Here is a 22,289-nt window from a genome sequence, read left to right as displayed (position 1 = left end):
CACTCCGCCAACAAGCCGTTCTGCGATGGCAGCCACAAGCGCGTGGGGTTTGTCGGGTAATTGCCAAGGTTGCGATCCGTCACACCCCCCTCTGTCCTGCCGGACATCTCCCCCTCAAGGGGGGAGATTGGCAGCTTCGCCGGCGGCCACCCTGTTTGCAGCGTTGAAAATTTGCGAGAGCGTGGGTGACACCCAATCTCCCCCCCTTGAGAGGGAGATGTCCGGCAGGACAGAGGGGGGTGCTGTCCCGCCGGCATTGGGCGAGCCTGCAGCGTGTTCGCCCGTGGCCCAGCCATCGCGGCTTTATCGATCGGCCGGTATCCGCTAAGGGGCGGAGACGAATTCTCCGGACCCAAAATATGACTGCCAAGACCAAACCCTCCCCCCTGTTCCTCGGAATAGACACCGGCGGCACCTACACCGACGCCGTGTTGTGGTCTGAAGCCGGCGGCCCCGGCGGAAAAGTGCTGGCCAAGGCCAAGGCGCTGACCACCCGTCACGACCTGGCGGTCGGCATATCGGGCGCGGTCGATGCGGTGCTGCAAAAAGCCGGCACCGACCCGGCGGCGATCAAGCTGGTGTCGATGTCGACGACGCTTGCCACCAATGCGCTGGTCGAGGGCCAGGGCGGGCGCGTCGCGTTGGTGATGATCGGCTTTGCCGAAGGCGATCTGGCCCGCGACGGGCTGAAGGCGGCGCTCGGCACCGATCCGGTGGTGTTCTGCCCCGGCGGCCACGATGTCCATGGCAATGCGGCAAAACTCGATCTGTCCGGGCTGGAGGCAGCTTTGCCGGAACTGGAAGAATCGGTGTCCGGCTTTGCCGTCTGCGCCTATTTCGCCACCCGCAATCCGGCGCATGAGCTTGCCGCCCGCGACCTGATCCGCGACAGGACCGGCCTGCCGGTCACCGCCAGCCACGAGCTGTCGGCCAAGCTCGGCGGCCCGCGCCGGGCACTGACGACATTGCTCAACGCCCGGCTGATCTCGATGATCGACCGGCTGGTCGCGGCAACCGAAGGTTTTTTGGCCGCGCGCAAGATCGCCGCCCCGCTGATGGTGGTGCGCGGCGACGGCGCGCTGGTCTCGGCCGCCTTTGCCCGCCAGCGGCCGATCGAGACGATCCTGTCCGGCCCGGCCGCCAGCCTTGTCGGCGCCCGCCACATGACCGGCCTCGACAATGCCGTGGTCTCCGATATCGGCGGCACCACCACCGACGTCGCGGTGTTGGACAAGGGCCGGCCGCGGCTCGATCCGGAAGGCGCCACCGTCGGCGGCTTCCGCACCATGGTCGAGGCCGTCGCCATGCGCACTTTTGGCCTCGGCGGCGATTCCGAAGTGGCGCTGGAGGACGGCGCGCTCAACCCGAAGATCCTGCTCGGGCCGCGCCGCCTGGTGCCGCTGGCGCTGGCCGGCATGATGCATGGCGACGCGGTCACATCAGAACTGGAACGCCAGCTGCGCGCACCCAATCCCGGCCGCATGGATGGCCGCCTCGCGGTGCGCACCGGCGTGCCGGAGCGGCTCGCGGCCGGACTGACCGGTGCCGAAGCCAAGCTTTACGAGCTGATCGGTGCCGTGCCGCAGGCTCTCGACAGATTGCTGACTTCGAATGCCCAGAACGCCACCTTGAACCGGCTGGTGTCGCGCGGGCTGGTGCATGTCGCCGGCTTCACGCCGTCGGATGCCGCGCATGTGCTGGGCAGGCAGGCCAATTGGGATCTGGCTGCGGCGCGTCTGGGTGCCGAGCTGTTCGCGCGCAGGCGTGACGGCCGCGGCCAGTTCATCGCCGCCTCGCCGGAGGCGATCTCGGAACGGGTGCTGACCACGCTGACCCGCCTGTCGGCGGAAGTCATCCTCGAGACCGCCTTCGCCGAGGATGGGCTGGATGGCGCGGCGACCGTCGCCCACGCGCTGGTCCAGCGCGCCGTCGACGCCCATCCCGGCATCGCCCGGCTCAGCGTCGCGCTCGACCGTCCGGTCATCGGCCTCGGCGCCTCGGCGCCGTTGCACTATGCCGGCCTGGCCGAGCTGGTCGGCAATGACTGCGTGGTGCCTGAGGATACCGATGTGGCCAATGCGCTCGGCGCCGTCGTCGGCCAGGTCCGGGTTTCGGCCGAGGCGCGGGTCAGCCAGCCCAAGGAAGGGCTGTTCCGTGTCGCCTCAGGCGAAAGCGTGCGCGATTTCAACGACGAGGCGGCGGCGATCGCCGCGGCGGAGAGAGATGTGCGCGCTATTGCCGCCGGGCGGGCGAAGGACGCCGGCACCGACAGCGCCGAGATCGAAATCGCCAGCGAGTTCCGCGTCTCCACCGTCGAGGGCCAGCGCATGTTCATCGAGGCGCATGTCGTGGCGGTCGCGTCGGGCAGGCCAAGGATGGCGGTGTGATTAGCCGATCTCCCCCCTCGAGGGGGAGATGTCCGGCAGGACAGAGGGGGGCGCTGTCCCGCCAACGTCTCAGTCTTTCGCGGTAACACCTCAGACTTGCGGCTGGTCGTAAATGGCAAGGTCGGCGATCCTTCACGCCCCCCTCTGCCCTGCCGGGCATCTCACCCACAAGTGGGGAGATTGGCAGCTCCTGCAACGGCGAAAACGCCCTACCTTCACCTATGCCGAATTGACCCTGCAACCGCGACATGCCAAAGGCCCGGCCTAGCCTTTCGTCTGGAGAAGCCCTGATGACCGATCGCGTCGAGATCGCCGGATTGCGGATTGCCCGCGAGCTTCACCATTTTGTCGTGAACGAGGCGTTGCCGGGCACCGGCATTGAAGCGGAGGCATTCTGGAGCGGTTTTTCGGCGATCGTCCATGATCTCTCGCCAAAAAACCGGGCGCTGCTCGAAAAACGCGATGCCATGCAGGACAAGCTCGACCGCTGGTACCGCGACAATGGCGCGCCCGTCGACATGGAGGCCTACAAGAGCTTCCTCCGCGAGATCGGCTATCTCCTGCCCGAGGGGCCGGCCTTCAGCGTGACGACCGAAAATGTCGACCCGGAAATCGCGCTGGTCGCCGGGCCGCAGTTGGTGGTGCCGGTGATGAATGCGCGTTATGCGCTGAATGCCGCCAATGCGCGCTGGGGCTCACTGTATGATGCGCTCTACGGCACCGACGCCATCCCGGAGACGGACGGCGCCGAGCGAGGCAACAAATTCAATCCGGCGCGCGGCGCCAAGGTCGTCGCCTGGGCGAAAAGCTTCTTCGACGAGGCGGTGCCGCTCACGACAGGCAAATGGGCCGGCGTGAACGGGCTTTCGGTCGCCAACGGCATGTTGCGGCTGGGCGAGGGCGGCGGCGCCACCACGCTTGCCGACCCCAAGCAGTTTGCCGGCTATCGCGGCGATGCCGCCGACCCCGAAGCCGTCTTGCTGGTCAGGAATGGCTTGCACATCGAAATCGCCATCGACCGCAACAACCAGATCGGCCGCACCGATCCGGCCGGCATTGCCGATGTCGTGCTGGAATCGGCGCTGACAACCATCCAGGACTGCGAGGATTCGGTGGCGGCCGTCGATGCCGAGGATAAGGTGCTGGTCTACCGCAACTGGCTCGGCCTGATGAAGGGCGACCTGGCTGAAGAGATCACCAAGGCCGGCAAGAGCTTTGTCCGAAGGCTCAACCCCGACCGCACCTATACCGCGCCCGATGGCGGCACGCTGACCGTGCCCGGCCGCTCGCTGATGCTGGTCAGGAACGTCGGCCACCTCATGACCAATCCGGCGATATCGGACCGCGACGGCAATGAGGTGCCGGAAGGCATCATGGATGCGGCGCTGACGGCGCTGATCGCGCTGCACGATGTTGGCCCCAACGGGCGCCGCGCCAATTCTCGCGCCGGCTCGATGTATATCGTAAAACCCAAGATGCACGGGCCGGAGGAAATTGCCTTTGCCGTCGAGATTTTCGACCGCGTCGAGGCGCTGCTCGGCATGGCGAAAAACACCATCAAGATGGGCATCATGGACGAGGAGCGGCGCACCACCGTCAACCTCAAGGAGGCGATCCGCGCCGCCAGGGACCGCGTCGTCTTCATCAACACCGGCTTCCTCGACCGCACCGGCGACGAGATACATACCTCGATGGAAGCCGGCCCGATGATCCGCAAGGGCGACATGAAGCAGGCCGCCTGGATTGCCGCCTATGAAGCCTGGAACGTCGATACCGGGCTCGAATGCGGGCTGGCCGGCCACGCCCAGATCGGCAAGGGCATGTGGGCGATGCCCGACCTGATGGCGGCGATGCTGGCCGAGAAAATCGCGCACCTTAAGGCCGGCGCCAACACCGCCTGGGTGCCGTCGCCGACGGCGGCAACCCTGCACGCCACGCACTACCACAAGGTCGATGTCCAGGCCGTGCAGAAGGCGCTGAAAAGCCGGCCCAAGGCCAGGCTCGACGACATCTTGTCGGTGCCGGTAGCAAGGCGGCCGAACTGGTCGCCTGAAGACATCCAGAAGGAGCTAGACAACAACGCGCAAGGCATTCTGGGCTATGTCGTGCGCTGGATCGACCAGGGCGTTGGCTGCTCGAAAGTGCCTGACATAAACGACGTCGGCCTGATGGAGGACCGCGCCACGCTGCGCATCTCCTCGCAGCACATCGCCAATTGGCTGCATCACGGCGTCTGCACGCCCGATCAGGTCATGGAAACGATGAAACGCATGGCGGCGATCGTCGACCGCCAGAACGAAGGCGATCCACTCTACCGGCCGATGGCACCGGACTTCAACAATTCAATCGCGTTCCTCGCCGCCTGCGACCTCGTCTTCAAAGGCCGCGTCCAGCCCAACGGCTACACCGAGCCGGTGCTGCACGCGCGGCGGCTGGAACTGAAGGCGAAGCAAGGCGCCTGAAGCGAAGGCGCGGGAGCCGGCGTCCCCCTCCCCTTGAGGGCAGGGTGACCCGAAGGGCCGGGAGGGGTCCTGCATGAAGTGCGCCAACGCCCATTCTGACGATGCGCCTCAGGAAGAGGATCATCGGGGCCCAGGTTCGATTTCCAAAAATAGGGCAAGTCGAGGGACGCCGCGTCCTCCACACCGCGGACTGCCTCTAACCTCACGCGGGCGAGATCGAGCACGACATGAAAATATCGGTATGTCTGACCGGCTCCGGGGTTTCACGGAAGGGCGGGCAGGGCCTGAAGCCGAACGACTCATACACGGCAATGGCGTTTTTCATGTAGAACGTCGTGTGGATCAATACCGTCCGGATTCGGCCTTTCCGGATCTCCGCCAGCGCGGCCCCCATCAGCGCCCGGCCGATTCCTTTTCCGCGAAACGACGCGTCGACAAAAAACTTGTGAATCTCCGCCGTATGGTCGTCGAACTGGTCAAGGCGAGGCAGCCCGCCGGTAGGTTCTCCGATCGCGCGATAAACGCCATGGCATCTGGCGCGCCGAACTTCGCTGCCAGCGAACTGCCGCTCCTTTCGGGGTGGAAGATGGTCCTCACGTCCTCCTCCGAGACGCCGTAAGGCTGCACGGCGTCGACATCCCATTGTGCAAGCTTGCGGCAAAGCCCGGCCATGGTCTCGAAGTCTTCGGCACTGCGTGCCGGCGAAACAGAAATCATCCCCGCCTCAGCCCCGGTTAGGTGCATGACCGTAACATATGCGATCATCGGGCGCGAACCCGCAACCGTACTTCCAGCGAGCAGCAGAAGCACTACGCCGCCTGTGCCATCCGCTCCGAGCTCATGCGGTAGGAAATCGCCTCGGCCAGATGGATGCGGCCGACCGTTTCGCTGGCCTCGAGATCGGCCAGCGTCCGCGCCACCTTCAAGACGCGGTGGTAGGCTCTTGCCGAAAAGCCGAGCTTTTCGCTGGCGTCCCTCAGTAGCGACAGGCCGGCGGCATCGGGCATGGCGATCTCCTCGATAACCGACGGTGAGCAATGCGCGTTGGTGGTGGCGGAGGTCGCGCCGAGCCGCTCGAAACGCTCACGCTGGATCATACGGGCACGAGCGACGCGCAGTGCCACGGCTGCACTCTTCTCCGCCCGGTCCGGCCGGATCAGATCGCTGGCCGAAACCGCCGGTACCTCGATCCTGAGATCGATGCGATCGAGCAGCGGGCCGGAAATGCGCGCCTGGTAGTCGGTGCGGCAGCGGTCGCCGCGCAGGCAGCGATAGCCTGGCTCGCCGGCCATGCCGCAGCGGCACGGGTTCATCGCCGCGACCAGCTGGATGCGCGCCGGATAGGTGACGCGATGGTTGGCGCGCGCGATCATGCAGTCGCCGGTCTCCAGCGGCTGGCGCAGCGCATCGAGCGCCTGCGGCGAGAATTCGGGAAACTCGTCGAGGAACAGCACGCCGTGATGGGCAAGCGAGGCCTCGCCCGGCCGCACGCGCAAGCCGCCGCCGACCATCGCCGCCATCGAGGCCGAATGATGCGGCGCGCGGAACGGCCGCCGGTCGGTGAGCTTTCCTTCGCCGAGTTCGCCGGCCACCGACGCGATCATCGAGACTTCGAGCAATTCCTTCGGCGCAAGCGGCGGCAGGATCGACGGCAGCCGCTGGGCCAGCATCGATTTTCCCGACCCCGGCGGCCCGACCATCAGCAGATTGTGGCCGCCGGCCGCCGCCACTTCCAGCGCCCGCTTGGCGGTCTCCTGGCCCTTGATGTCGGCAAGGTCGGGCAAGTCGCGCGCCGAGGCGTGGATGCCGGCTTCCGGCCGCGACAGAACCTGCGTGCCGCGAAAATGATTGGCGATGGCGATCAGGCTGCGCGGCGCCAATATGTCGAAATCCTTGCCGGCCCACGCCGCTTCCGGCCCGCAGGCAAACGGGCAGATCAGGCCCTTGCCTTCGGCATTGGCGCCGATCGCCGCCGGCAGCGCGCCGGCCACCGCGGCAATGGTGCCGTCGAGCGATAATTCGCCAAGCACGACATAGCCGGCCAGCATGTCGCCCGGAATGGCGCCGAGTGCCGCCATCAAACCGAGCGCGATCGGCAGATCGTAATGGCTGCCCTCCTTGGGCAGGTCGGCAGGCGCCAGATTGACGGTGACCTTCTTCGACGGCATCGACAGGCCGGATGCATGCAGCGCCGCCTGCACCCGCTCGCCGCTTTCGGCTACAGCCTTGTCGGCCAGGCCGACGATGTGCATGTTGACCTTGCCCGGCGCGATCATCACCTGCACGTCGACCGGCACGGCCTCGATGCCCTGGAAAGCAACCGTGCGAACCCGCGCCACCATGTCTTCACCCCGGCTGCAGGCTTGCCCCAAGCCCTTGCGATCATGCCGCGAACGGCGTCACCGGAGACAACCACAGATTTCCGGCGAAGGCAAGAACATTTGGGGAACGGCTGAACGCAGCGGCTCCAATGGGTTGCAACGCGGCCGCTCCGAAGCGAGACTAGTTACGCTTGCCCTCCACCGCATCCCAGAACAGGCTGCCGATGTCGGCGCCGCCGAAGCGCTTCACTTCGCGTATGCCGGTCGGTGAGGTCACGTTGATCTCGGTCATGTAGTCGCCGATGACGTCGATGCCGACGAGGATGAAGCCGCGCTCCCTCAGCCACGGGCCGATGCGGGCACAGATCTCGCGTTCGCGCTCTGTCAGCTCGGTCTTTTCGGCGCGGCCGCCGACATGCATGTTGGAGCGCGAATCGTGCTCGGCCGGCACGCGGTTGATGGCGCCGACCGGCTCGCCGTCAATCAGGATGATGCGTTTGTCGCCGGCGCGCACCTCCTTGAGGTAGCGCTGCACGATGTAGGGTTCGCGGAACATCTGGCCGAACATTTCGAGCAGCGAGGCGAGGTTGCGGTCGGCCTCGTGCAGGTGGAAGATGCCGGCGCCGCCATTGCCGTAGAGCGGCTTGACGATGATGTCGCCAAACTCCTTGCGGAAGGCGGCGACTTCGAGCGGATCCTTGGTGATCAGCGTGTCCGGCATCAGGTCGGGAAATTCGGTGACGAAGATCTTTTCCGGGCTGTTGCGCACCCAGGCCGGGTCGTTGACCACCAGCGTCTTCGGATGGATGCGCTCGAGGATATGCGTGGTGGTGATGTAGTTCATGTCGAAGGGCGGATCCTGCCGCAAAAGGATGACGTCCATCTCCGAAAGATCGGTACGGATTTCTTCGCCCAGTGAATAATGGCTGCCCTTCTCGTCGCGGACCTGCATCGCCTCGATGCGGGCAAACACCTTGCCGTCGCGCAGCGACAGCCGGTCGGGCGTGTAGTGGAACAGCTGGTGGCCGCGCCGCTGCGCTTCCAGCGACAGCGCAAACGACGTGTCGCCGGCAATCGACACGGTGGAGATGTGGTCCATCTGGACGGCGACTTTCAGGGGCATGGCAGCTCTCCGGCGCACTTGCAGCGATCCACTTGGATGCACAAAGTACGCTCCAACACTTTTGAATCCATGCATCGTGCTGTCCGAAAATCGATTCCGATTTTCGCGCCGATGCATCGACGACAGCGATATAAGGAAATCGGCGGCTTCTGCCAATCGGCCAAGGTCATGATGAGGCTGCGCTTCGTTTGGCGCAGATCCCAATGCGATGTGCCGTCAGCGATCGAAGACCAGCTTGGAATAGCCGAGGAAGGACAGCGCCATGGCAATCAGCGAGGCGACCGCAAGGGCGATGAGCGGCGACACCGTCGGCAGCGCGAACAGGATGGCGCAATAGACGAGATAATTGACGACGCTGGTGGCAATGCCGACGCCGCCATAGCGTGCGCCCTCTTGCGCGATGCCGCGGCTGGAAGGCGAAAACGTCAGATGGCGGTTGATCAACCAGGTGACGGACAGGGCAAAACCGATCGAAATGATGCGAGCCGCGAATGGTCCGAGCGGCGCTATCGTCAGCACCAGCCAAAGCGCCGCCGCGTCGGCGACGAAGCCGATGCCGCCGGCGAAAATGAAGCGGGCGAGGCGTCCCATTCAGGCTCTAGGCCGCGCGCGGGGTCTTGCCCGGTCCGGCCTTCAAAGTCGCGAGGGCGCTTGCACGTTCACGTTCGACGCGACCGGAAGGCATCGACAGATAGAAGATGCGCTTCTGCTCGGCCCGGCCGCGCGACACCGAATCGAGGATTACCCCGGTCACCGCCGCCAGCATCGACAGCAGCAGCAGCCCGACCGACAGCACCCAGGTCGGCATGCGCGGCACAAGCCCGGTTTCGGCGAACTCGATCAGCACCGGCGCCATCAGGAACAGGCTCGATGCCAGGAAGAACACCGAAAAAGCGCCGAAGAAACGCAGCGGCTGTGTCTCCTTCATCAGCATGGCGAACATCCACAGGATCTTCGCGCCGTCGCGAAAGGTCGACAGCTTCGACGAGGAGCCTTCCGGCCGGCGGCCATAGTCGAGCCCGATCTCGCTCACCGGCAATTTGAGCTGCGAGGCGTGCACCGACATTTCGGTCTCGATCTCGAAACCGCCGGAAACGGCGGGAAAGCTCTTGACGAAGCGCCTGGTGAAGGCGCGGTACCCCGAGAAGATATCGGTAAAGTCCGAGCCGAACAGCCGCTTGTAGAGGCTGTTGAAGATGCGGTTGCCGAAGGCATGGCCAGTCCTGCCGGCATCGTCGGCGACGCCGCGCCTGGTGCCCACCACCATGTCGGAGCGCTCGGTCAGCAGCGCGTTGATCAGTTGCGGCGCGTCCTCCGGCGCATAGGTGCCGTCGCCGTCGGCCATCAGATAGATGTCGGCCTCGATGTCGGCGAACATGCGGCGCACGACATTGCCTTTGCCCTGGCGCGGCTCGCGCACCACGATGGCGCCGGCGGCGCGGGCTCGGAGCGCCGTCAGATCGCGCGAATTGTTGTCGTAGACATATATCGCGGCGGCAGGCAGCGTCTCGCGAAAGCGCCGCACCACTTCGCCGATCGTCAGCTCCTCATTGTAGCAAGGCAGGAGCACGGCGATGCTCGGCTCATGGCGCACTTCTTGTGGCATTTTCGTCTCCGGATGCCCTGTGAGGTCCCTGACCGCTCAAACGCCGGCCTCGCTCGGGGCGGCTTTACTATTTATTGAAGCTGTTAAGGCTAGGTTTAAACCGCCCCGTATTCCTTCCAAAGGTCCTGATATGAGCACAGCCGACGATGGCGCCTCCATTTGGAGGTCCGATATCGCGCTGGCGCTGCTTGCCACGCTGCTGGCGCTTGCCGTCAATGCCTTTGCCGGTTTCCCGGAACTGACCAATGCCGGCGGCGACAACGACAATCTGCTGCGCCTTGTCGAAGTTCGCGACATGCTGGCCGGCCAAAGCTGGTTCGATCTGCACCAGTACAGGATGGGCCTGGAAGGCGGCTTCGTCATGCACTGGTCGCGGCTGGTCGATGCGCCGATCGCCGCCATCACGGCCGTGTCGGCCCTGACCGGGAGCACGGTCTTTGCCGAGAATTTTGCGCAAGTGCTGTGGCCGGCGCTGCTCTTTTGCCTGACCGTGTTTTTCACCGCTCGCACCGCGCGCAGCTTTGCCGGTGACGGCGCCGTGCTGCCCGCTGTCGTCGTCGGCGCCGCCGCACTGCACTTCCTCGGCATTTTTTCGCCTGGCGCGCTCGATCACCACAATGTCCAGCTGATGCTGAGCATGGCCAGCCTGAGCCTTCTGCTTGAAGCGCCGTTGCGCAGGCCGGCGGCACTACTCTCCGGCCTGTGCGCCGGATTGATGCTGGCCGTCGGCATGGAAACCGCGCCTTATGTCGCCACCATCGGCGCCTCTGTCGCCACGCTGTTTGCCCTCGACGCCGATGGCGAGAGGCCGATTGCCAGGGATTTCGGCCTCGGCTTTGCCGGCGTGTCCGCTCTCGTCTTTGTCGCCACCATCGCACCGTCCGCCTGGGGTCAGGCGCAATGCGACGCCTTCTCGACCGTGCAGTTCGTCGTCGCAGCGATTGCCGGAACCGGCCTTGCGGCGATAGCGTCGGTCGAGCCCGCTGGCCGCACGCGCCAACGGCGCATCGCCTCGCTTGGCCTGCTTGCCCTGATATTGGCCGCAGTCGTCGTCTTTTTGTTCCCGCAATGCCTGGCAGCGCCCTATGCCAACCTCGATCCGCGCCTCAAGGAGCTATGGCTTGATCACATCGACGAGGCGCAATCGCTGTTCAAGCTTCTCGCTGAAGATCCGGCCGGGGTGGTGGCGCGCTATGCTACGCCGCTCATCGCGCTCGTGCTGATGGCGCTTCGCCTTGGCCGTGGCGGCTGGCGGCGGCAGGACAGCCTTGTCGGCACGCTGCTTGTCGTGGCCTTCATCGTCAGTGCCTGGCAGGTGCGCGGTTCGACATTCTCGATCGCCTTCGCCGTCATCCCGCTTGCTGCCTGGATTGCCAAATGGCGTCAACGGGCCGAGGCCAGCCCGTCGCGCGGCGTGGCGCTGCGCATGGCCGCCGTCTGGCTGGTTTCGGTGAATGCCGTCTGGACTGGGGCTGCCGCGGCGACCTCGGTCGCCTTCGAGGACAGCAATACCGCCGCCGATAATGGCGACGGCGCCGATGTCGCTTGCCAGCGCATGGCCTCCTTTGCGGCGCTTGGCCGCCTGCCCGGCACCACGGTGCTGGCAATTTCCAATCTCGGATCGCCGATCCTGGCCTATTCCGGACACCGCGTCTTCGCCGGGCCTTATCATCGCAGCGTCGCCGGCAACCTGCTGGCGCTCGATGCCTTCCTTGGGTCCGATGCCGATGCCAGGACAATCCTGGCGGATCATCACGTCGGCCTCGTCGCATTGTGCCCCGGCAGCCCCGAAAGCAAGCTCCTCGCCGCCAAGGCGCCGGCAGGTTTTCTCGCCGGGTTGATGCGCGGCAGCGTACCGGAATGGCTTGAGCCGGTTGCCGGGACCAGCGGAGCCGCCGTCGAATTGTACCACGTCCGGCTGGGCGGCTGATCGATCGGGGGCGCGTGCGGCCTTTTGTCGGACATAAGTCCCGACTATCCACTCTTTCGCCCTTGCCCGCCCGACATGGCTGGATAGGATGCGCGCCGGTCAGACCGAGATCGTTGGACCGGGAGAGAATTCATGATGCCATCGGCACACTTTGCCGACCTCGAAGGCGCTTCGGTGCTGATCACCGGTGGCGGCTCCGGCATTGGAGCCGCCTTGACCGAGGGATTTATCCGCCAGGGGGCAAAGGTCGCCTTTATCGATATCGCCGACCGTCCGAGCCTGGCGCTGGCCGATCGGTTAGACAAGGAGCTCGGCCGGCGGCCGCTCTATCTCAAGACCGATATACGCGATATCGAGGCATTGCGGTTATCAGTTGCCAAAGCCGCCGAGGCGCATGGCGACGTGACCGTGCTGGTCAACAATGCCGCGCAGGATGACCGTCATGCCGTCGAAGACCTCACGGTCGAGTTCTGGGACAACAATCATGCCATCAACCTGCGCCCGCATTTCTTCAGCGCACAGGCGGTGGCGCCGGGCATGAAGCGGGCCGGTGGCGGCTCGATCATCAATTTCACCTCGACCTCGTTTCTCATCAACCATCCCGATATGCCGGCCTATACCGCCGCCAAGGCCGGCATCGTCGGCCTCACCAAGGGTCTTGCCGGCAAGCTCGGCGTCGACGGCATTCGCGTCAACGCAATCGCGCCCGGCTGGGTGATCACCGAGCGACAGAGAAAGCTCTGGGTCACCGAACAGGCGCTCGCCGCCCACGTCGCCAAGCAGTGCATCAAAGAGGTGATGCAGCCGGAAGACGTTGTCGGCACCGTGCTGTTCCTGGCGTCGGATGCTTCACGCATGCTGACCGCGCAGATGCTGATCGTCGACGGGGGGTTCCTGTGATCTCATCGAGCAAGGCCCCTTCTGTCGCGGCCGTCGACTGGGGCACCACCCGGATGAGGGCGTGGCTGCTCGACGGCGCCGGCAAGGTTCTCGCCGAGCGGCGCGGCGATGACGGGCTGATCACCGCCCAGGCTAAAGGATTTTCGTCCGTTCTCGAAGGGCATCTGGCTGCCATGGGTGCCCCCGAGGCGCTGCCGGTCATCATTTGCGGGATGGCCGGTTCGCGCCAGGGCTGGCTGGAGGCGCCCTATGTCAGCGTGCCGGCGCCGATCGGCGCTATCCTCGCCGGCGCTGCCCGCATCCCCGGCCAGCGCCGCGACATCCGCATCGTGCCCGGCCTTGCCCAACGCCTTGCCGATGCGCCTGACGTCATGCGCGGCGAGGAAACGCAGCTTGCCGGCGCCGGTTTGCCGGCACAGGGACGCCACCTCGTCTGCATGCCCGGCACCCATTCGAAATGGGTGCTGGTCGAGGACGGTTCCATTGCCGGCTTCGGCACCTGGCCGACCGGCGAGCTGTTTTCGGTGCTGGCTGCGCACTCGATCCTGCGCCATTCGCTGGGCGAGCCGCCGCAGCCGGTTGCCGCCGAAAGTCCGTTTTTCCGGGACTGGTGCCTGAAGGCGTTGGCCGAGGGCGGTGACATCGTTTCAAGACTGTTCTCGATCCGCGCCGCCAGCCTGTTGCAGGACCTGAAGCCCGAAGATGCCGCAGCCTCTCTGTCCGGCCTGCTGATCGGCGGCGAGATCGCTTCGGCAAATAGCCGCTATGGGGCAAGCGCCGTGCCCGTCGTGCTGATCGCATCGGGCGCACTCGGCAGGCTCTATGCCGAGGCGCTCGGCCTTGCCGGGCTCGCTTTCAGGGCGGTCGACGCCGATGAGGCGGTGCGTGCCGGCCTTGCCGAAGCCGCGCGCGAAAATGGCATGATCGCCAAAAATGGAGTTGCCGCATGACCGAAACCGCACCTTTTCCAAAGCTCAAGCGGGGTCTGGTCGCGATCCTGCGTGGCCTCAAGCCAAGCGAGGCGGTGGCGATCGGCCAGGCGATCTTCGGCGCCGGCATCGAAGCAATCGAGGTGCCGCTCAACTCGCCCGAGCCTTTTGTTTCCATCGCCAGTATTGTCGAAGCGCTTCCTCCGACGGCGCTGGTCGGCGCCGGCACGGTGCTCACCGCCGCCGATGTCGACGGTCTGCACAAGGCCGGCGGGCGGCTGCTGGTCAGCCCCAATATCGATGCCGAGGTCATGGGCCGTGCCATGCAGTACGGCATGGTGACGATGCCCGGCGTGTTCACGCCGACCGAGGCATTTCAAGCAATCCGGCTCGGCGCCTCGGCATTGAAATTCTTCCCGGCGAGCGTGCTTAGCGCGGCGGGCATTTCGGCGATGCGCGCGGTGCTGCCAGCCAGTGTGCTGGTCGGCGCCGTCGGCGGCGTTTCGGACAAGGACTTTGCCGGCTACAAAGCGGCCGGCGTCACCGTCTTCGGTCTTGGCTCCAGCCTGTTCAAGCCGGGCATGAGCATCGACGAAGTGGCAGCACGGGCGAAGGCTGCGGTCGTGGCCTGGGACGCGGCGTTTGGAGCGGCATGATGAGCGAGACCATCGTTTCGGTTTTTTCCGACCATGTCTGCCAACTCGGCGAGGGGCCAAGCTATGACCCTGCCACGGACACGCTCTATTGGTTCGACATCGTCAACGGCCAGCTCCTGGAACGGCGCTTGTCCGGCGGTGCGGTCAAAATCCACGAGCTCGGTCAGATGGCCAGCGCCATCGCCATCGTCGACGACCAACGCCAGCTGATCGCCACCGAGACCGGCCTGCATGTCCGCGATGTCGCGACCGGCAAGCTGACGCTGCACACGCCGATCGAGGCCGATAATACGGTCACCCGCTCGAACGATTCCCGCGTTCACCCTTGCGGCGCCCTCTGGGTCGGCACCATGGGTAAGGGCGAGGAGAAGGCCGCCGGTTCTATCTACTGGTTCTTCAAGGGCGAGCTGCGCCGGCTCTATGCGGATCTCACGGTGCCCAATTCGATCTGCTTTTCCGAAGATGGGACCATCGCCCATTATACCGACACCAGCACCGGGCTGTTGATGCGCGTCGGCTGCGATCCTGCGACCGGCCTGCCGGTTGGCGAACCGAAGGTCTTCGTCGATCACCGTTCGGCCAAGGGCTATATCGATGGTTCGGTGCTCGACCGCGACGGCATATTGTGGAACGCTTGCTGGGGCGGCAGCGTCGTCGAAGCCTATGGACCCGACGGCAAGCTTGTCCGTTCGGTGGCGATGCCGGCGACGCAGCCGTCCTGTCCGGCTTTTGTCGGCAGGAATGCCGACCGGATCGCGGTCACCTCCGCCTGGTCCGGCAAGAGCGAGAAGCAGCGCCTGCTCGACCCGCAAGCCGGCATGACGTTTATGCTCGACATTCCAGTCAATGGTCGCTTCGAGCCGCGCGTGCTGATTGGCTAGACCATGGTCCCGAACCTTTGGTTCGGAAAAGATCATGGTCAAACAAGAAGATGGTGCGCTTGCTGTCGTGCAGGCGTCCGATCAACGTCGGTTCCGCGCAAGCCGAATGCGTTCCCCGTGCGATGGTAGGCAATCGTGCTGCCAGGAGCCGTTCCACCCATGTCAAGCCGCAAGCCGAAGCTGATCCTTGTCTACGAGCCGGAAAAGGCCTGCTTCGATCGGCTGGTCGCCGATAACCACGTGCCGGAGCGTGCCGTCGAAATCGCCTCCTATCTGGCGCAATCGACCGACATCGCTGCTGAATTCGACGCACTTGCCGCCGCTTGCCAGAAGCGCGGCTTGTCGTTTGCGCCGGTGACACTCGACGCCGCCGCAAGCGTTCTCGCCGGCGAGGACCCGAAGACCACGCTCGTCTGGACACTGACCGACGGCATCGCCTATTTCCGCGGCGGCGCGGCACCAGCTCTGGCACGGCTGAACGGCCTGAAGGCGATCGGCGCCGACGATGCGCTTTTTGCGCTCTGTCAGGATAAGTTCCGTTCCGGCGCCGTGCTCGGCGCGCTTGGCTTGCCGGTGCCGCGGGCGGGCCTTGCCCGTGACGGAGCCTGGCTGGTCGCGCCGCCGGACTCGCCCGCCGGCTGGTTCGTCAAGCCGAACCGGCTCGGCGCCAAGATCGGCATCTGGCCGGATTCGCGCTGCCACGATCTCGGCCACGCGCTGGAGCTTAGCCGGCGCGTCTTCGCCGCCTATCGCGACGATGTCGTGGTCCAGCCCTATGTCGCCGGCCGCAACGCGCGCGCCAGTTTTCTCGGATTGAAGCCGGATACCGGCGCCGAGGCGATCGGCATCGCCCTTGTCGATTCGGGCAGCGATTTCCAGACCATGCAGGACAGCCTGGCGCTTTACGGCGATACCGGTGTAGCGGCGAAAGCCGCGGGAAATTACGCTGAGCCGTTGCTGCTTCCCGTTGGCGCCAGCCAGCCTCGAGCCGATGCAAGAATTCGTCGCATCGCCGAAAGCCTGATGGTCGGGCTTGGCCTGCGGGATGTGTTTTCCATCGACTTCCGGGTCGAAGCCGACGACAGCGTGCACCTCATCGAGTTCGAGGTCTGCCCCGGCCTGCCCTGCTTCGATTTCCGCGATTACTGTCGCCAGCAATGGGGCCTGAGCCTGGCCAATGCGATGGCCGAGACCGCGATGAACCGACTTCGCGCCTAAATCCCCTCGACCAGCACGATTTCACCATCAGCCACCTTCTGGCGGATCGCGACCGCGCGCTGGTATTCGGGCGAGTGGTAGCAGTCATGCGCCGCCGCAAGCGACGGAAACTCGATGATCACATTGCGGTCGCGGCCCGGCCCCTCGGCCTTCTCATGCGCGCCGCCGCGCGCCAGGAACTTGGCGCCGAAGCGGTCGAAGGCCAGCTTGGCGGCTGCGACATAGTCCTTGTAGCCTTCCGCATCGCGCACGTCGACGCGAGCGATCCAGTATCCCTTGGGCATCGGTTTCTCCTGGTTTTTGGTCCTTATGCCGAGCGCATTTCATCGAGGATGGCTTCAGCTGCCGCCCGCCGGTCGGCCGCGCCGACGATCGGCCGGCCGACCACGAGGTGGCTGGAGCCGTTGCGGATCGCCTGCGCCGGCGTCACCACCCGCTTCTGGTCGCCATGGTCGCTGCCCGTGGGCCGGATCCCCGGCGTCACGACGGCCAGGTCGGGGCCGACGATGCGGCGCACCGCCTCCGCTTCCTCGGCCGAGCAGACGATGCCGCCCATGCCGGCATGTAGCGCCTGCTCGGAGCGCCTCAGCACCAGCGTATGCGGATCATATTCATAGCCGGCGTCGATCACGTCCTGCTCGTCCATCGAGGTCAGCACGGTGACCCCGAGCAGGCAAAGGTCGCTGCCCTTCGCAGCCTCGACCGCCGCCTTCATCGTCTTCGGATAGGCATGGATGGTCAGCATGCTCATGCCCATCCTGACGATGTTGTCGACCCCCTTGGCCACCGTGTTATCGATGTCGAGCAGCTTCATGTCGAGAAAGATCCTGGTGCCGCCGCTGGCCAGCTCGCGGGCGAAGTCGAGCCCGCCGGCAAAGGCGAGCTGGTAACCGATCTTGTAGAAGGAGACGATCCCGTCGAGCTCGCGCACCGCTTTCTCGGCTTCCTTCAGCGTCGGCAGGTCGAGGCCGACGATCAGCCTTTCCTGCATCGTGTCGGCATGCGCGGCGTCCGGGATCATGCCTCGATCCGCGTCGACAGCATGCGCGAGGTTTCGATCAGCGTTCGGCATAGGTGCTCCATCGATTGGCGTAGTCTCTCGTCCCTGAAGTTGCCCTCGTCGTCGAAGGCGTTGCCGCCCTCCGGCACCGAGCATTCCGGTGTCACCACCTCCATCCGGCAGCGCACCAGAACGGCGCGCAGATGGTTGATGCAGCGTATCCCGCCGAAGGGTCCGTTGGAAGACGAGCAGAGGCCGGCAACCTTGCCGGCAAGCGGCCTGAACGTCCGGCCGCCATCCTTGCGCAGCTGGCTTACCCAGTCGATGGTGTTCTTGAGCAGCGGTGGAATGGAGCCGTTATATTCGGGCGTCGCGATCAGCAGCCCGTCATGGGCGGCGATCATCCGGCCGAGCTTGACGGCGTCTTCGGGAATGCCTTCTTCCTTTTCCAGATCCTGGTCGAGGATCGGCAACGGATAGTCGGCGAGCGAGATGCGGGTCACCTCCGCGCCCTGCATGGCAAGTTCCTTCTGCGCAACGTCGGCGGTCCTGGCGCTATAGGCGCCGCTGCGCACCGAACCGGCGACGACGAGAATTTTCGGGATCACAGCCATGGGGTCTGCCTTGTCACCCGATGGGTATAAGACAAGTGCTATTCAAAACCCAACGCTGCAATTCAGGCGGCCCCGCGTCGGTAGATCCAAAGCTGCGTCGGCGGAATGTTGCGGATGACGAAATGGAAATGCTCGACCGTATAGTCGCCGCGGCCCGGCGGGATCGGCGACAGCGGCCCGTAAGTCAGCTGCACGATCGGCCGGCCCGCCGGGATGCGGTCGAGCAGGCTCTCGACATAGGCGATGCGCTGGGCGACCGGGAAGTTGAGCAGCGGCACGCCCGATATCACCGAATCGAAGACCAGATCGCGCTTGTCACCGAGCGTCGCGTCGAGATTGAAGGCGTCGCCCTCGATGACGTTGACGCCTGGATAAAGCTGGCGCAGATGGCGCACGAAATCAGTGGAATATTCGACCGCGTAGAGATTTTCAGGCTTTATGCCCTGAGCGAGGATGGCGCGCGTGATGACGCCTGTGCCAGGCCCGACCTCGAGCACCGGCAGGCCGGATTTCGGATTGACGATCGAGGCCATCTTGCGCGCGGTGATGGAACTGGTCGGGACGATCGAACCGACCGCCTTCGGCTTGTCGATCCAGCCCTTGAAGAACTTCAGTTCGTCGTCGAACTTTTCCGCCAGCGTCTTTCGCAGTCCGGGACTACGCGTCATCGAAAGTCCTCCTCAACGCTCCCTCGCATGCTACTTAGCAGCTACGAGGTGCAAGACAAGGCGAATCCCCGGATAAGGTGTTGATGACGCTCGGGAAGCGTTTCCAGGGATCAGCTTCAATGCTCGCCGAACGTTTCGAAAAAGTCCTTCATGCGGGCGAAAAATCCGCTCGACTGGGGCGAATTGTCCTTTGAGGAAAGCTGCTCGAATTCCTCCAGCAATTCGCGCTGGCGGCGCGAAAGGTTCTGCGGCGTCTCGACCACGGTCTGGATGTAGAGGTCGCCGATATTGGGCTGGCGCAGCACCGGCATGCCCTTGCCCTTGAGGCGGAACTGGCGGCCGTTCTGGGTGCCTTCCGGCACCTTCACCTTCGTCTGGGTGCCGTCCAATGTCGTCACCTCGAACGAGCCGCCAAGTGCTGCCGTCGTCATCGAGATCGGCACCTTGCAATAAAGATCGGCGCCGTCGCGCTGGAAGAACTCGTGCGGCTTGACCGCGAGGAAGATGTAGAGATCGCCCGATGGGCCGCCGCGCAGGCCGGCCTCGCCCTCATTGGCAAGCCGGATGCGGGTGCCGTCCTCGATCCCGGCAGGGATGTTGACCGACAGCGAGCGCTCCTCGGTGACGCGGCCCTGGCCGGCGCATTTCGGACATGGATCCTTGATGGTCTGGCCGCGCCCCTGGCATTGCGGGCAGGTGCGCTCGATCGAGAAGAACCCTTGCGTGGCGCGCACCTTGCCGTGGCCGTTGCACATCGAGCAGGTGACGGGCTGGGTGCCGGGCTTGGCGCCGCTGCCCGAGCATTCCGAGCAGGAGATCGATGCCGGCACGCGGATCTGCGCGGTCTTGCCGGAAAATGCCTCTTCCAGCGTGATTTCCATATTATAGCGCAGGTCGGCGCCGCGCTCGCGACCGCCGGACGAGCGACGCTGGCGCCCGCCCATCATGTCGCCGAAAATGTCCTCGAAAATGTCGGCGAAGCCGCCGGCGCCAAAGCCTTGCGCCCCGCCATTCATGCCGCCGTGCTCGAAGGCGGCGTGGCCGAAGCGATCGTAGGCGGCGCGCTTCTGCGGGTCCTTCAGCGTTTCGTAGGCTTCGTTGATTTCCTTGAATTTGTGCTCGCAGGCATGGTCGCCTGGGTTGCGGTCGGGATGGAACTGCATGGCCAGCTTGCGGAAAGCGCTCTTGAGCTCCTTCTCGTCGGCGCCTTTTTGCACGCCCAGCGTTTCGTAAAAATCAGCTTTCATGTTTTCCCGCAGTCCGGATAGTCAACGTCTTGAAGTATCGTTGCGTCGTTTGCCGGCACGCTGTTCCGATTTAGGTGTGATGGAGCCGGGATGCCAGTGTCTACGAGGCTTTGTCCGCATTTTTTCGGGTAGCTCGGCGTTTTTCCGGCAAAGGGTTGCAAAAAAGCCCGGCTGTGCGCCGGGCTTTTTGCTTACCTGTACCGTCAGGCGGTTCAGGCCGACTTCTTCTTCTCGTCGTCTTCGTCGATTTCCTCGAAATCGGCATCGACCACATCGCTGTCCTTGGCGGCATCAGCCTTGGCGTCGGCCTCGGCGGCTTCCTTCTGCGAAGCCTCGTACATCGCCTGGCCGAGCTTCATCGAGACTTCGGCGAGCGTCTGCGTCTTGGCCTCGATCTCGGTCACATCATCGCCTTCGGCAGCGGTCTTCAACGCCGCGATCGCATCGGCAATCGCCGTGCGGTCGGTCTCCGAGACCTTATCGCCATAGTCCTTCAGCGACTTCTCCGAGGAATGCACCAGAGCCTCGGCCTGGTTGCGGGCCTCGACCAGTGCGCGACGTTTCTTGTCGACTTCGGCATTGGCCTCGGCATCCTTGACCATCTTCTCGATGTCAGCGTCCGAAAGGCCGCCAGACGCCTGGATGCGGATCTGGTGCTCCTTGCCGGTGCCCTTATCCTTGGCCGAAACGTTGACGATGCCGTTCGCGTCGATGTCGAACGTGACCTCGATCTGCGGCACGCCACGCGGCGCAGGCGGGATGCCGACCAGGTCGAACTGGCCGAGCGCCTTGTTGTCGGCGGCCATTTCACGCTCACCCTGGAAGACGCGGATGGTCACCGCCGACTGCGAATCCTCAGCCGTCGAGAACACCTGGCTCTTCTTCGTCGGAATCGTCGTGTTGCGCTCGATCAGCCGCGTGAATACGCCGCCCAGCGTCTCGATGCCGAGCGACAGCGGCGTCACGTCGAGCAACAGCACGTCCTTGACGTCGCCCTGCAGCACGCCGGCCTGGATGGCAGCGCCAAGTGCGACGACCTCATCCGGGTTGACGCCCTTGTGCGGTTCCTTGCCGAAGAACTGCTTCACGATCTCCTGTATCTTGGGCATACGGGTCATGCCGCCGACCAGAACGACCTCGTCGATCTCAGCGGCCTTGAGGCCGGCATCCTTGAGCGCCGCCTTGCAGGGCTCGATGGTGCGCTGGACGAGATCTTCGACAAGGCTCTCGAACTTCGCACGCGTCAGCTTTAGCGTCAGGTGCTTAGGGCCGCTGGCATCGGCGGTGATGAAGGGCAGGTTGATCTCGGTCTGCGTGGTGGACGACAGCTCGATCTTGGCCTTTTCAGCCGCTTCCTTGAGGCGCTGCAGGGCGAGCTTGTCGTTCCGCAGGTCGATACCCTGTTCCTTCTTGAACTCGGCCGCCAGATATTCGACCAAACGCATGTCGAAATCCTCGCCGCCGAGGAAGGTGTCGCCATTGGTCGACTTCACTTCGAACACGCCGTCGCCGATTTCGAGCACCGAAATGTCGAACGTGCCGCCGCCAAGGTCATAGACGGCAATCGTCTTGCCTTCCTTCTTGTCCAAGCCATAGGCAAGTGCTGCCGCCGTCGGCTCGTTGATGATGCGCAGCACTTCCAGGCCGGCGATCTTGCCTGCATCCTTGGTGGCTTGGCGCTGGGCGTCGTTGAAATAGGCCGGAACGGTAATGACCGCCTTCTCGACCTTTTCGCCGAGATAGGCTTCCGCCGTTTCCTTCATCTTCTGCAGGATCATCGCCGAGATCTGGCTGGGCGACTGGTTCTTGCCGCCGGCCTCGACCCAGGCATCGCCATTGTCGCCCTTGACGATCTTGTAGGGGACAAGCTTCTTGTCCTTCTCCGTCACCGGATCGTCATAGCGGCGGCCGATCAGGCGCTTGACCGCGAAAATGGTGTTTTCAGGATTGGTGACCGCCTGGCGCTTGGCCGGCTGGCCGACGAGGCGCTCGCCGTCGCTGTTGATGGCGACGATCGAAGGGGTCGTGCGCGCGCCTTCCGCATTCTCGATGACCTTGGATTCCTTGCCGTCCATGATGGCGACACAGGAGTTGGTTGTTCCCAGATCGATACCGATTACTTTTGCCATTTCTCTAATCTCTCCGCTAAGCAGGCTCTCAGGACCCGTACAGGCGTTCCGACGAAAGCCCCTGTTCACAAGAAATTCCGCTCCGGCAACCGGCATTCGGCGCTGGACGGCTTGGCGCGTATATAAGAACAGGCTGCGTGGCGCGCAAGCATTCTGCGCAAGGCGTTCACCATTCATCGCGGTTGATCGGATTCGGGACCGGCAGGCCCGTATTTTCC

20 protein-coding genes are annotated in these 22,289 nt (G+C 64.5%); 8 read left to right on the top strand and 12 right to left on the bottom strand.

Features of this window, described 5'->3' with window-relative positions:
* The first annotated feature begins 359 nt into the window (after window positions 1-359).
* Together NKJ09_RS30005 and NKJ09_RS30000 are read left to right on the top strand one after the other, a co-directional pair.
* On the top strand, window positions 360-2,387 hold the full coding sequence (locus tag NKJ09_RS30005; protein ID WP_352495452.1) for a hydantoinase/oxoprolinase N-terminal domain-containing protein: 2,028 nt from the start codon (window positions 360-362) through the stop codon (window positions 2,385-2,387).
* Between the two features lie 290 nt (window positions 2,388-2,677).
* Window positions 2,678-4,849: a malate synthase G gene (locus NKJ09_RS30000; RefSeq protein WP_352495453.1), complete on the top strand. Its 2,172-nt coding sequence runs from the start codon at window positions 2,678-2,680 to the stop codon at window positions 4,847-4,849.
* A 202-nt stretch (window positions 4,850-5,051) separates the two neighbouring features.
* Here NKJ09_RS30000 and NKJ09_RS29995 read toward each other — a convergent pair whose 3' ends face one another.
* From NKJ09_RS29995 to NKJ09_RS29970, 6 genes are all read right to left on the bottom strand, one after another.
* On the bottom strand, window positions 5,052-5,339 hold the full coding sequence (locus NKJ09_RS29995) for a GNAT family N-acetyltransferase (RefSeq protein ID WP_352515833.1): 288 nt from the start codon (window positions 5,337-5,339) through the stop codon (window positions 5,052-5,054).
* A complete protein-coding gene (locus NKJ09_RS29990) occupies window positions 5,243-5,566 on the bottom strand; it encodes a hypothetical protein (protein WP_352495471.1) in 324 nt (107 codons plus the stop codon). Before NKJ09_RS29990 ends, NKJ09_RS29995 begins: the two co-directional genes overlap by 97 nt.
* A 92-nt stretch (window positions 5,567-5,658) precedes the next feature.
* Window positions 5,659-7,191, bottom strand: a complete 1,533-nt coding sequence (locus NKJ09_RS29985; protein WP_352764391.1) for a YifB family Mg chelatase-like AAA ATPase — start codon at window positions 7,189-7,191, stop codon at window positions 5,659-5,661.
* A 160-nt stretch (window positions 7,192-7,351) separates the two neighbouring features.
* Window positions 7,352-8,293, bottom strand: a complete 942-nt coding sequence (gshB, locus tag NKJ09_RS29980) for a glutathione synthase (RefSeq protein ID WP_352495455.1) — start codon at window positions 8,291-8,293, stop codon at window positions 7,352-7,354.
* A gap of 216 nt (window positions 8,294-8,509) precedes the next feature.
* The gene (locus NKJ09_RS29975) at window positions 8,510-8,884 is read right to left on the bottom strand and encodes a GtrA family protein (RefSeq protein ID WP_352495456.1); all 375 of its coding nucleotides are present in this window, start codon (window positions 8,882-8,884) and stop codon (window positions 8,510-8,512) included.
* 7 nt (window positions 8,885-8,891) lie between these two features.
* Window positions 8,892-9,899, bottom strand: coding sequence for a glycosyltransferase (locus NKJ09_RS29970; RefSeq protein ID WP_352495457.1), 1,008 nt, complete (start codon window positions 9,897-9,899; stop codon window positions 8,892-8,894).
* A 130-nt stretch (window positions 9,900-10,029) separates the two neighbouring features.
* On the opposite strand from NKJ09_RS29970, the gene NKJ09_RS29965 reads away from it, so the two are divergent.
* The 6 genes from NKJ09_RS29965 to NKJ09_RS29940 all read left to right on the top strand — a co-directional run bounded on the left by NKJ09_RS29965 (window position 10,030) and on the right by NKJ09_RS29940 (window position 16,413).
* Window positions 10,030-11,829: a GtrA family protein gene (locus NKJ09_RS29965; protein ID WP_352764388.1), complete on the top strand. Its 1,800-nt coding sequence runs from the start codon at window positions 10,030-10,032 to the stop codon at window positions 11,827-11,829.
* A gap of 132 nt (window positions 11,830-11,961) precedes the next feature.
* Window positions 11,962-12,729 (top strand): SDR family NAD(P)-dependent oxidoreductase, encoded by a 768-nt coding sequence (locus NKJ09_RS29960; RefSeq protein WP_352495458.1) that lies wholly within the window; start codon window positions 11,962-11,964, stop codon window positions 12,727-12,729.
* Window positions 12,729-13,679 (top strand): 2-dehydro-3-deoxygalactonokinase, encoded by a 951-nt coding sequence (locus NKJ09_RS29955; RefSeq protein WP_352495470.1) that lies wholly within the window; start codon window positions 12,729-12,731, stop codon window positions 13,677-13,679. Before NKJ09_RS29960 ends, NKJ09_RS29955 begins: the two co-directional genes overlap by 1 nt.
* Complete coding sequence (locus tag NKJ09_RS29950; protein WP_352495459.1) at window positions 13,676-14,314, top strand: 2-dehydro-3-deoxy-6-phosphogalactonate aldolase; 639 nt, start codon at window positions 13,676-13,678, stop codon at window positions 14,312-14,314. The genes NKJ09_RS29955 and NKJ09_RS29950 overlap by 4 nt, the downstream gene beginning before the upstream one ends.
* Window positions 14,314-15,195 carry an SMP-30/gluconolactonase/LRE family protein gene (locus tag NKJ09_RS29945; RefSeq protein WP_352495460.1) on the top strand — a complete coding sequence of 294 codons (882 nt, stop codon included), beginning with the start codon at window positions 14,314-14,316 and terminating at the stop codon, window positions 15,193-15,195. The genes NKJ09_RS29950 and NKJ09_RS29945 overlap by 1 nt, the downstream gene beginning before the upstream one ends.
* A 159-nt stretch (window positions 15,196-15,354) precedes the next feature.
* The gene (locus NKJ09_RS29940) at window positions 15,355-16,413 is read left to right on the top strand and encodes a D-alanine--D-alanine ligase family protein (RefSeq protein WP_352481402.1); all 1,059 of its coding nucleotides are present in this window, start codon (window positions 15,355-15,357) and stop codon (window positions 16,411-16,413) included.
* On the opposite strand, the gene NKJ09_RS29935 is transcribed toward NKJ09_RS29940, so the two are convergent.
* The 6 genes from NKJ09_RS29935 to dnaK all read right to left on the bottom strand — a co-directional run bounded on the left by NKJ09_RS29935 (window position 16,410) and on the right by dnaK (window position 22,071).
* Window positions 16,410-16,697: a DUF1330 domain-containing protein gene (locus NKJ09_RS29935; protein ID WP_023718908.1), complete on the bottom strand. Its 288-nt coding sequence runs from the start codon at window positions 16,695-16,697 to the stop codon at window positions 16,410-16,412. The two genes, NKJ09_RS29940 and NKJ09_RS29935, sit on opposite strands and share 4 nt — an antisense overlap.
* Before the next feature lie 23 nt (window positions 16,698-16,720).
* Window positions 16,721-17,434, bottom strand: coding sequence for an orotidine-5'-phosphate decarboxylase (gene pyrF, locus NKJ09_RS29930; RefSeq protein WP_023718909.1), 714 nt, complete (start codon window positions 17,432-17,434; stop codon window positions 16,721-16,723).
* Window positions 17,431-18,027, bottom strand: coding sequence for an NADPH-dependent FMN reductase (locus NKJ09_RS29925; RefSeq protein ID WP_352495461.1), 597 nt, complete (start codon window positions 18,025-18,027; stop codon window positions 17,431-17,433). Before NKJ09_RS29925 ends, pyrF begins: the two co-directional genes overlap by 4 nt.
* Window positions 18,028-18,089: 62 nt before the next feature.
* Window positions 18,090-18,695, bottom strand: coding sequence for a phospholipid N-methyltransferase PmtA (pmtA, locus tag NKJ09_RS29920; RefSeq protein ID WP_352481404.1), 606 nt, complete (start codon window positions 18,693-18,695; stop codon window positions 18,090-18,092).
* 116 nt (window positions 18,696-18,811) lie between these two features.
* Window positions 18,812-19,942, bottom strand: a complete 1,131-nt coding sequence (gene dnaJ / locus NKJ09_RS29915; RefSeq protein ID WP_023679852.1) for a molecular chaperone DnaJ — start codon at window positions 19,940-19,942, stop codon at window positions 18,812-18,814.
* Between the two features lie 212 nt (window positions 19,943-20,154).
* Entirely contained in the window at window positions 20,155-22,071 is a 1,917-nt protein-coding gene (gene dnaK / locus NKJ09_RS29910) for a molecular chaperone DnaK (RefSeq protein WP_023718912.1), read from the bottom strand.
* Between the last annotated feature and the right edge of the window lie 218 nt (window positions 22,072-22,289).

Source organism: Mesorhizobium sp. M0189, assembly GCF_040322135.1.
Classification (GTDB): Bacteria; Pseudomonadota; Alphaproteobacteria; order Rhizobiales; family Rhizobiaceae; genus Mesorhizobium.
This window is presented reverse-complemented; position numbering and strand designations above follow the sequence as displayed.